The organism is Compostibacillus humi (assembly GCF_014637175.1).
GTDB classification, from domain to species: Bacteria; Bacillota; Bacilli; order Bacillales; family Amphibacillaceae; genus Oceanobacillus; species Oceanobacillus humi.
On the sequence record NZ_BMEV01000085.1, the window covers coordinates 1 to 10505 of the forward strand.

6 protein-coding genes and 2 pseudogenes are annotated in these 10505 nt (G+C 38.8%); all 8 read right to left on the reverse strand.

All coding sequences use genetic code 11. The features are described 5' to 3' along the window. Positions 1-90 precede the first annotated feature (90 nt). Entirely contained in the window at positions 91-456 is a 366-nt protein-coding gene (locus IEV18_RS15385) for an SDR family NAD(P)-dependent oxidoreductase (RefSeq protein ID WP_188393270.1), read from the reverse strand. A gap of 38 nt (positions 457-494) precedes the next feature. After that, complete coding sequence (locus IEV18_RS15390; RefSeq protein WP_188393271.1) at positions 495-2033, reverse strand: acyl-CoA carboxylase subunit beta; 1539 nt, start codon at positions 2031-2033, stop codon at positions 495-497. 81 nt (positions 2034-2114) lie between these two features. Beyond that, positions 2115-3770, reverse strand: coding sequence for an AMP-binding protein (locus IEV18_RS15395; RefSeq protein ID WP_373281950.1), 1656 nt, complete (start codon positions 3768-3770; stop codon positions 2115-2117). 100 nt (positions 3771-3870) lie between these two features. Next, positions 3871-5508: pseudogene (locus IEV18_RS17545) on the reverse strand (long-chain-fatty-acid--CoA ligase). Then, positions 5509-6465, reverse strand: coding sequence for a phosphotriesterase family protein (locus IEV18_RS15415; RefSeq protein WP_188393276.1), 957 nt, complete (start codon positions 6463-6465; stop codon positions 5509-5511). A 143-nt stretch (positions 6466-6608) separates the two neighbouring features. Continuing rightward, complete coding sequence (locus IEV18_RS15420; RefSeq protein WP_188393277.1) at positions 6609-7583, reverse strand: quinone oxidoreductase family protein; 975 nt, start codon at positions 7581-7583, stop codon at positions 6609-6611. Positions 7584-7674: 91 nt separating this feature from the next. Beyond that, positions 7675-8085 (reverse strand): acyl-CoA thioesterase, encoded by a 411-nt coding sequence (locus IEV18_RS15425; RefSeq protein WP_188393278.1) that lies wholly within the window; start codon positions 8083-8085, stop codon positions 7675-7677. A 1435-nt stretch (positions 8086-9520) separates the two neighbouring features. Beyond that, positions 9521-10306, reverse strand: a pseudogene (locus tag IEV18_RS15430) (AMP-binding protein); the annotation flags it as partial. Positions 10307-10505 lie beyond the last annotated feature (199 nt).

Below are 10505 nucleotides of genomic sequence, written 5' to 3' on the forward strand. Positions count from 1 at the left end.
CGAAATCAAACCATTGACGTGTTTGTCAAGAGCGATTGCGGCGGCATTTTCTCTATTTTCGTTAGAACACATCCTTCCAATACTGAGTTTTCATAGAACTTTTGACACTACCAGATTAATAGCAATTACTTTCTGCCATTCCTCTAAGGAAACATCCGGAATTTTTTTCTCTTCACTATTTACTCCTGCATTGTTACAGACGATGTCAATCCGCTGAAATGTATCAAGTGCTTTTTCTATCAATGCTTTCACTTCATCTTGTTTGGTCATATCGGTCCGGTGAAATACTGCCTTTCCACCCCGATTGTTAATCATTTCTACTGTTTCCTGCCCTGCTTCCTTTGAAATATCAGCAACAAGCACTTGGGCACCTTCTTCGCTAAAACGTAAAGCGATTGCTCTTCCGATATCTCCTCCGCCCCCTGTAATGATAGCTACTTTGTTTTTTAATCGCATAAGATCCCCCACTTTCTATGAATCTATCCATTTTATAGCTAGTAGCCAGTTGGCCAATTAGCTAGAAGTCGCTCACTTTTTGCACCGTTTTTGTTACAGGCGTATTCCAATGTCTGGGCTAAAAATTTGCGTGTATCCCGAGGGTCAATGACATCATCAATGAGATACTTACCGGCTGCTTTATAAGGAGAAGCATCAAAACCCCAAAGCTTCAGTAATTTTTCACGTTCTTCTTCTGGATTTTCAGCGTTCTTTAATTGCTGACCATAAACAACGTTAATGCCAACTTCTGGTCCAGTAAAATTAATCTCAGCTGTAGGCCAGGCAACAACAAAGTCAGCTCCCATTGTCGGGCCGCACATATTCCCATAAGCAGCTCCAATACTTTTTCGAATAACAACAGAAATCTTCGGAACCGTTGACTGGGCAAGTGCTTGGTTCCAGACCATAATTTTTGTAGGCATCTTTAATCTCTCAGCTTCACTTGACACACGAAAGCCCGGCGTATCGTGTAAAAAAATGAGCGGTATATGATAGGAATCACATAAGACGATGAAATCGGTAGCCTTATCCGACTCCTTCGTTCCAGCCGCTCCCGCAAACTGCATCGGATTGTTAGCAATAATTCCTACGACTCTGCCATTGATCCGGGCTAAGACGGTAATAATAGCAGGACCATAACTTGGTTTTAGCTCCAAGTACGTACCATCATCGACGATTTGTTTTATTACTTTTTTCATATCATAGGCCCGTTTTTGCCTTGTAGGTACAAGATCAACTACTTCATCTAGGCTTCGATAAGGATCATCCATCGTTTCCCGATAAGGTGGTTCTTCACCGCTATGGAGGGGCATATAGTCTAAAAACTGTTTCAGTTCATCAATGGCCACCTCTTCATTTTCAGCGAAATGTTCCACCTGTCCTGTATGATTAGCATGTACTTGCCAACTACCTAATTCTTCATTCGTCACCTTCTCCCCTGTTGCTATTTCGAGCACACGCGGGCCAGCAACTGCCATCGTTGTTCCTTTTACTTGGGTAACAAAGTCGGAAGATACGGCAGTCCATGTTGGTCCACCAAAACTATCTCCTAAAATCGCTGTCACCATTGGAACTTGGCGATGGTGTAATAAAAGTTCATCTGGAAAAAGCATTTGGCTAATACCATCAGAGCCCATCCCATCCGGCATCCGTAAACCGCCACCTTCCATTAAATTCACTAAAGGAAATCCACGTTTTACGGCAAAGGCATGGGCCGCTTTTGTTTTGCGAAAATAGACCATTCCTTCTGTTGCTGCAAAAACTGTTTTGTCTGCCGCTTGTAAAACAATCGGCCGCCCATTTACTTTTGCAAGCCCCGTAATGACACCATCTCCTGCACTTATTTCTTCACTTCCAGGTTGGTCGGAATGGGCTAGTAAACCTAATTCAAGAAACGTTCCAGGATCAACTAGCTTTTCATTACGTTCTCTAGCAGTATAGTGACCAGACTCATGTTGTCTAGCAATTTTTTCTGGACCGCCTCCAAGTTTAGCTTTTTCCTTTCGCTCCATTAGTTCGTTGATTACGTTTTCCATAGCTTTCTCCCTTATCTCTTTTATTTTCATTTACTATTGATAGTTCGTTTAATGGGTCAATCCCATCCACCATCCTAGGTATTAGTTCTCTTTTAATAACCGTCTCAGCACTTTGCCTGAACTCGTTGCTGGTAAACTATCAAGAAATTCTACTTCACGTGGATACTTGTATGCAGCCATTGTTTCTTTGGACCATGCAATGATTTCATCTTCAGAGATTTTCCCTTTGTATTCTTGTTTTAACACGATAAATGCTTTGACACTTTCGCCACGAACTTCATCTGGAATACCTATGACAGCAACTTGGGAAATAGCTTCATGTTCACTTAATAAAGCTTCTACATCTTCGGGAAAAACACTAAATCCGGATGATTTGATCATTTCTTTTAAACGACCTTTAAAATATAAATATCCATCCTCATCAAGCATTCCAATATCGCCAGTAAACACCCAACCATCTCGCAATGTTTCCGCTGTATCTTCTGGCCGGTTGAGATAACCTTTGAATACTCCAGGGTTTTTAACGACAATTTCTCCTTGTTCTCCAGGAGGTAAATCGGTACCAGTTTCCATATCGACAATACGAATTTCTGTATCATACGTAGCAATACCACAGGAACCATGTTTCACTTTGTCGATTGGCATAATTGTGTCACATGTATGTGTTTCACTTAAACCATAAGACGCTTCAAAAAGTAAACAGCCGTCAGTTACTTTTTCCCAAGCATTTGCCAATTCTTCATCTACTTGCATTCCAAAACTTGTCGCAAAATTTAACTCCAGGGAAGTCAAGTCTCTGTTTTCAATTCCCGGGTATTGTAAGATTGCTGCATTCATTGGTGCAACGGTATATAATTTATTCACTTTATACGTTTCAATCGCTTTAATTGCCGCTTCTGGATCAAAGCGTGTAAGTAAAACACAACTAGAAGCACTGTATATAGGTATATTGACACCCATGACCATTCCCGCAATATGACAAAGTGGTGCCGATGCCAATGTAATATCTTGAGCACCAATTAAATACCCATGGGCAGATGCCGCTGTTTTAAATAATGCATTTCCATACGTAAGCATGGCAGCTTTTGGACGCCCCGTTGTACCAGAAGTAAAAACCATCAAACCGACATCGTCCCAAATATCTACTTTTTCGACCTGTTCAATCGGATTGTTCCCTTCAATAACCGAAAGCATATCGAATGAGTCTTTGATTTCTTGTCTTTTCATATTAAGCTCATCTGGAAGTGGAAGTGTGTTGTTCGTTGATAAAAAATCCGCATAGTGCGTTGTAACAACAAACTGAAGAGATGAAACTTGATGCGTAATATTTGCGACTAGCTGATACAATTCCTGTCCCGTAATGATCACTTGAATGTTAGCCTCGTTAATAAAATATTCTAGCTCAGAGCTTTTGTACATTGGGTTTAGTGGAACAACGATACCACCAATCATTTGAATTGCGTAATGACCAATTAAATATTGTGGACAATTTTGCATAAATAACGCAATCCGATTTCCTTTTCCCATTCCTTTATTTTTGAGAAACTGTGCAAAGCGCATGGATTTTTCTTTTAATTGGTGCCAAGTAATTTCTTTTCCATAAAAATGATACGCAGGCTCATTTGGATAATCCATAGCATTTTGAATTAGATATTCATGTAACGGTTTTTCACCAAGACGGTATTCCAATTCATTGGGAACATCTTTCGGCCAACTTTTATGTAAAAGTGATTTCACCATCTATTCCTCCTTTTATCCTCCAACATAATTCAGGTAAATTAATCATTTTTCTAGAAGCATCCCAGTTTTGTATCATGTCTGATTCATGATAATGATTCTACTTATTTTGTGATTCTTCTCTTATTTTCCGACGTAATATTTTGCCGACACTTGTCTTCGGTAATTCATCTCTAAATTCTATGATTCGTGGTATTTTATATGCAGCCATATTTTTTCGGCAATACGCTATTAGTTCTTCTTCCTTACATGATGCGCCTTCTTTTAAGACAACGACTGCTTTAACTGTTTCTCCACGATAGGAATCAGGCACCCCTACGACGACTGCTTCCTCGATGGCCGGATGCCCATATAAAACTTCCTCCACTTCACGGGGATATACGTTGTAACCACTAGCAATAATAAGATCTTTTTTGCGATCGACAATAAATAAATATCCATCCTCATCCATATAAGCGATATCACCGGTAGATAGCCAACCATCTTGCAATGTTTGTGCTGTTTCTTCTGGCATATTCCAGTAGCCTTTCATTACTTGGGGACCTTTAATGAGAACCTCCCCAATTTCGCCTGGTGCAAGTTCTTTTGTTCCTTCCGCTAGATCCACAATTTTATAATCCGTTCCTGGAACGCCAATTCCGACACTCCCCAGCTTCCGGGTTCCAAAAAATGGATTACAATGCGTAGTTGGCGAAGTTTCGGATAATCCATAGCCTTCTAAAATCGTAGCACCGGTTTGCTTTTCAAAGGATCGTAAAACTTCCTGTGGCATAGGCGCACTACCACTATTACAAATTTTTATACTATCAACTTGGTATTCACTAAGTTTCGGGTGGCTATTTAATGCGATATACATCGTCGGTACACCTGGAAAGGATGTCGGTTGTACATCACGAATTATTTGGAGTACTTCTTCTAAATCAAATCTCGGCAATAAAATACTCATGGCTCCTGTGTAAAGAGAAAGATTCATACAAGATGTCATCCCATATACATGAAACAAAGGAATAACAGTAAGGACACGATCTTCTCCAGGTGTAAGCACATCTTGAAAATATTCGTATTGTTGGATTACATTCGCAACTAAATTCCGATGGGTCAGCATTGCCCCTTTAGAACGTCCAGTCGTTCCACCTGTGTACTGTAAAACCGCCGTATCTTCCACGCTATCAATAGCGACTGGATCAGGGGGGTTGCCTTTTTTAAAAATGTTTCAAAGTCGACTGCTTGATCATGTTTCGCTTCATTTTCTCCCAAACGTACAACAATGACATGTTCGATCTCTGTTTGATCGATAATGGGATGCAATACAGGAAGCAATGGCTCGTAAATTACAATCGTTTTGGAACCGGAATCGATTAAAATATGGGCTAGTTCCTTATCGACAAGCAGTGGATTTACTTGAGCAACCATTCCTCCAGCTAGTAAAATACCATAGTAACTAATGATATATGGGGGACAATTCGGCAACATCAGTGCAACTCGATCGCCCTTTTTCTAGTCCTTGTTCCTGAAGACTAGCAGCGAATGATTGCACCATTTCCCCAAGTTGGTTATACGTTATTTCCTCTCCATAAAAGTAAATAGCTGATTGGTCTCCATAACGATGAATAGCTTCTGTTAACATCTCAGGAAGTGATAGATCGGGTACTTCGATTTCCCGTCTAATATGTTCGGGATAATGATTTAGCCAGGGTTTTCCCACACATGATTCCTCCCTAAGTTTTTTAAACTGCATTTACAAACGAAACATCGTCTCTATCGTTTCATTCGCTACTCCTTTTTTCTGGAGTGCTGGAATAATATTTTCAAAAAGATGAACAGGATGCCAATTTTTCACGAGTTCTGCTACTTCCGTACTCATTTCCGGGTCTCGACCTAACCAATAAATAATCGAATCATGGGACAGCATAATCTGTTTTTCATAGCCCGCTTCTAGTAGCTGTAGCAATGTTTCCACGCGCTCCTCATCCATCGGAGCACCGACTAACTGCTGGATTCCAAACCGATCAAAGCCGATTTTCACGCCCGTTGCTAATGTGTTCTTTTGATATTCGATATCCGTATTTCCACACATATGACCAATAACGATTTTGCTTGGATCAACACCGGCATCAACGAGCATCTTCGCTTGTTCTGGACCCATCGTTCCTTCCTGCGTATGGGTGAGAATCATAATCCCTGTTTCTTGCTGAACACGGGCTGCAATCGTAAAAAACAGCTGTTCATACGGCGTAATTTCATCTTTACTCGTTGCTAATTTAATAACACCTGGCCGAATCCCTGTATTAGCGATTCCTTCCTCTATTTCTGTCATAAACATGTCATATATATCTTTCTCAGCCGTTCCTAATGTGTGACGAAACTTAAAGTATGTTGTTGCACCTTCCCCTTCATAGTAATAACCCGTTGCACATACAATTTGTAGACCAGTAGCTTCGGAAATCTCCTTTAATACTTCCGGATTCCGTCCACACTCATTTGGCGTTGGATCGACAACAGTTTTAACCCCATGTTTCATAACAGCCTTAGCTGCTTCAATACCTTTTCGGACAGCCTCTTCCCGGTTAAATGGACCTAACGTAACATCGCCACTATATCCTGGATAACCGAACAAAAAATGTTCGTGGATTAAAGTTTTTCCCATATCACTTACTGAAATGGGACCAGTTACCGTCTCAATTTGCTCACCCATATTGGCACCTCCTACAATATTTAAAAACTATTTGTACTGACTGACCTTACGTATCACCTTTTTTGTACGTACAATAATATAGTAGATTCTCGAGTTTTTTGGTTAGCTTCACTTCCTACATAATCGTGTAAATGGGTTGTTCTTTAAGGTTCTAAAACAATTTTTCCTGTCGTTTTTCTTTCATGAAAAAGTTGATGTACATGAGCCGCTTCAGCTAATGGATATGTGCCACCGATTGTTAGTTTTAATTTTCCTTGCTGCACATATGTTAAAATTTCTTTGAAACTGTTTCTAAACAAATCCGGCCGTTTCATAATTTGCGGTAAGAAAAAACCTACAACGGCTTGATTCCTCGCCATTAAAGATGCTGGATGGAATTTTGCTTGCTCACCACTAGCCACTCCATAAATAACAAGTCGACCAAAATCTGCTAAACATTTCCGCGTCTGATGAAATATACTTCCGCCAACCATTTCTAGCGCCACATCGACACCTGTACCATTGGTATATTGCTGCACTTCTTGAACCCATGTAGCTTCTGAATAATTAATTAGTTTATCTGCCCCCATCTTTTCAGCTAGCTGAAGCTTTTCTGGCGTGCTTGCAGTTGCAAGAACCTTTCCTGCGCCAAATATTTTCGCCAACTGAACAGCTAATAAACCAACTCCCCCAGACGCAGCATGAACAAGAACAGTTTCACCTTCCTGTAGTTGCCCCATTGTTTTTAAAATATGATATGCACTTTGCCCTTGCACAGGTAGTGCGGCGGCTTCTGCAAAAGACATACCATCAGGAATTGGAATTAACGCCTTCGCATGAACAACTGCATATTCTGCATAACCACCCGCCTCGATCAATGCAACAACACGCATTCCTTTTTCAATACCTTGCACGTTCTCCCCAACACCGGCCACTACACCAGCAACTTCTGATCCGGGAATAAATGGTAATGGTGTAGGAACAACGTATTCACCTTGACGTCTAGCAGTATCAGCATAATTGACACCAACTGCTTTTACTTCAACTAATACATCTTGTTCACCAAGAGATGGTACTTCGGTATCGATCAATTGCAAAACTTCTGGTCCACCATATTCATTCAATTGAATTGCTTTCAATTTGACATTTCCTCCTATATTTTTCTGTTTTACTCATCCTTTTTAATTAGAAATTGGATCAAGGAACTGTTTATCTTTTTTATTTGTTGTTTTATGAAGACTTTGTTTCGTTATGAGGTGAAATATGCGCCTGTAATTGTTCTTTCAATTCTGCTGGGAGTGGTGTTGGCTTCTGATTTTCTTTATCAAAATAAACGACGGTTACTTCTCCCTGGGCAATTAACTCATTGGACTCTTTTTCTAAAATGTCATTTCCTAACGTAAAACTTGTAGTGCCGATTTTTTTGACGGTTGTTTGTACTTCCAACGATTGCCCAAAATATCCTTGTTGAATAAAGTCACATGTTGCCGATGCAAGGACAATCATAAAGTTCTCATCTTTTACATCCATCCCTAATCCTCTTAAAAAGTCTAATCGCGCTTCTTCCATATATGTAAAATAACTAGCATGATTGATATGGCCTAGCATATCTGTTTCATTAATCCGGACTTTAATTTCCATGTTGAATCGCTCCTTTAGCAATCTTTTTCAAGTTATGGCAAGCCTCCTTTTTGTCGAAGAAAATATCGTTTTTGATTGACGGAAGTTGTGATTACACTTGGCTAAATTTCCGAACTATTTTTCCCATGTAAACGATTAGACGATTGCACGTTGATTGGATGCGCTTACATTAAATGAATGTTAATCTTTTAATTGGATCCTTTTGACAATCGCATTGTATGTTCCACATCTCCTTGCTCGTTTCACACGATTAGTGCAAGTCGACAAACATGTTAGAAAAAAATGATTAGCATCTATTCTAATGTAGTTTTATTCAAGGCATGATTTGATATGGGTTTGGATGGAAATATATGTTCATCTATTGAGCGGACCCTGTTGTAAAAAGAACAGGTACACTAAGAATCAAAAAGTTCTCTATCATGATTTATATGCAGTATATAATCACGTTAATACCTACTAGTTAGTATTATCAGAATCTTGTAAATTATTGTAACACATCTTTTTGGAAATGCAAGATGTAAAAATGGATCAAAATAAAGTGAAGTGAGATAATTATGGCGTATTTTATCGCTTGACTTGGAGCTTTGCGGGTATGATTTCCATGCCACATCATTAATTGTTCAAAAGACTTACTTGCCTGGCGCCAAAGGCTAGCATACCCGCTCCTCCAAATAAAGTGCGTTTCTATGTTAGTTCGTGATCATATCAATTTCAAGCTTACACTTGGATCCCATTAGTATTAAATAGTCCAATGAATCATGAATTCGAATATGATTAACTAGTTTTCGTTACATAATAGATAACTCTAACCCCAAGTTATTGTTAGGCTGAGAATACTCTGCCTTTAATAAACTACATTTAATCGTTTTAAACGTTTTAAACGTTGATTCTTTTACTGAATTTTTATAAAGCATTGTTACTTAATACTCGCTTAATAACTAATGCATCAAACGCTTCATCAGTTAGTTGATAATTACATTCACTTCCACAAATAAAATTCACCCCCCATACGATGATGTGAGCTTAACTTGCCGCTTCAACTTTTATAATTCATTTTTAGTTTTTCTTTTCCTGTTAGTTTTAGTTCATTTATTTTTTTAATTTTCCATCAATTAAAACTGCTATATCCCTATATACTTCTTGGAATTTATAGGGTCTCTCACATTCCTGATATCGAGTAGTTATTACTTAATACATATAGTTTCGACCAATGAGTAATGTAGCTTGCTTACAATATCATTCACTGTAATTAGTCTTTACTTTTATAGTCGCAATTTGATTAGCTCTTCTGTTTAGGAGTTAGATTATTTTTAAAAATCTCTTGTGAATTTTCTTCTTGGTCTTCTACATATGATAGATACCCCTCCACTTTTATTGGGATATGCTAGTTTAAAATATCTTAACGATTCTATCCAATTAAGTGTGGCCCATCCAGTTATTTATTTAACTTTGCTAGTTCTTCTTCTATTAATTTTCTTCTTAATATTTTACCAACAGTTGATTTTGGTAACACTTCTCTAAATTCAACAGATGTAGGCACCTTAAAGTGAGCTAATCTTTCACGACAGAAACTAATTAATTCTTGCTCCGTTACTTGAACTGAATCTTCTGTCAATAAAACAAATGCTTTTACTGTTTCCCCTCTGTATGAATCAGGTACACCACAAACAACTGTCTCTTGAACAGATGGATGTTCGTATAAAATTTCTTCTACTTCTCGTGGATAAATATTATAACCACTTGCAATGATAACATCTTTTTTCCGACTGACAATAAAACAGTAGCCATCTTCATCCATATAAGCAATATCTCCTGTATACAGCCAACCGTCTCTTAGAGCTATTTTTGTTTCTTCTTCTCGATTCCAATAACCTAGCATCACTTGGGGACCTTTGACAATTAACTCTCCAGGCTCATTTGTTTTCATTTCTGTTACACCATCAACTAAATCTACAATCTTACAATCAGTACCAGAGATCGGTAGCCCCATACTACCAGGCTTTTGTACACCTTCTACAGGATTACTATGGGTAACCGGTGATGCTTCTGAAAGTCCATAAGCATCAACCAACTTAGCGCCTGTTAAACTTTCAAATTGATTTTTTACTTCAATTGAAAGGGGTGAAGATCCACTAATACATGTGTGAATCGATGATAAATTATAGTTTGATAAATTCTTACTATTATTAACCGCAACGTATATTGTGGGGGTTCCTGGAAACGGGTGTGTCAATAATTTTGTGTAAATACCCCTGTTTCTAGTAGATAGGTTAGCCCTGCTTATTTTAGTTGGTAAAACTTCTATTTTAGGTTAAACACAGAGCCACAGCGGTAGCTGCTTGTCCTTGACCTTGTGCCTTTTCTTAGTTTTTGCTGGTTGGGTTCAGGGACCCGGCCAGCGAGAACTTAGAAAAGGTCGG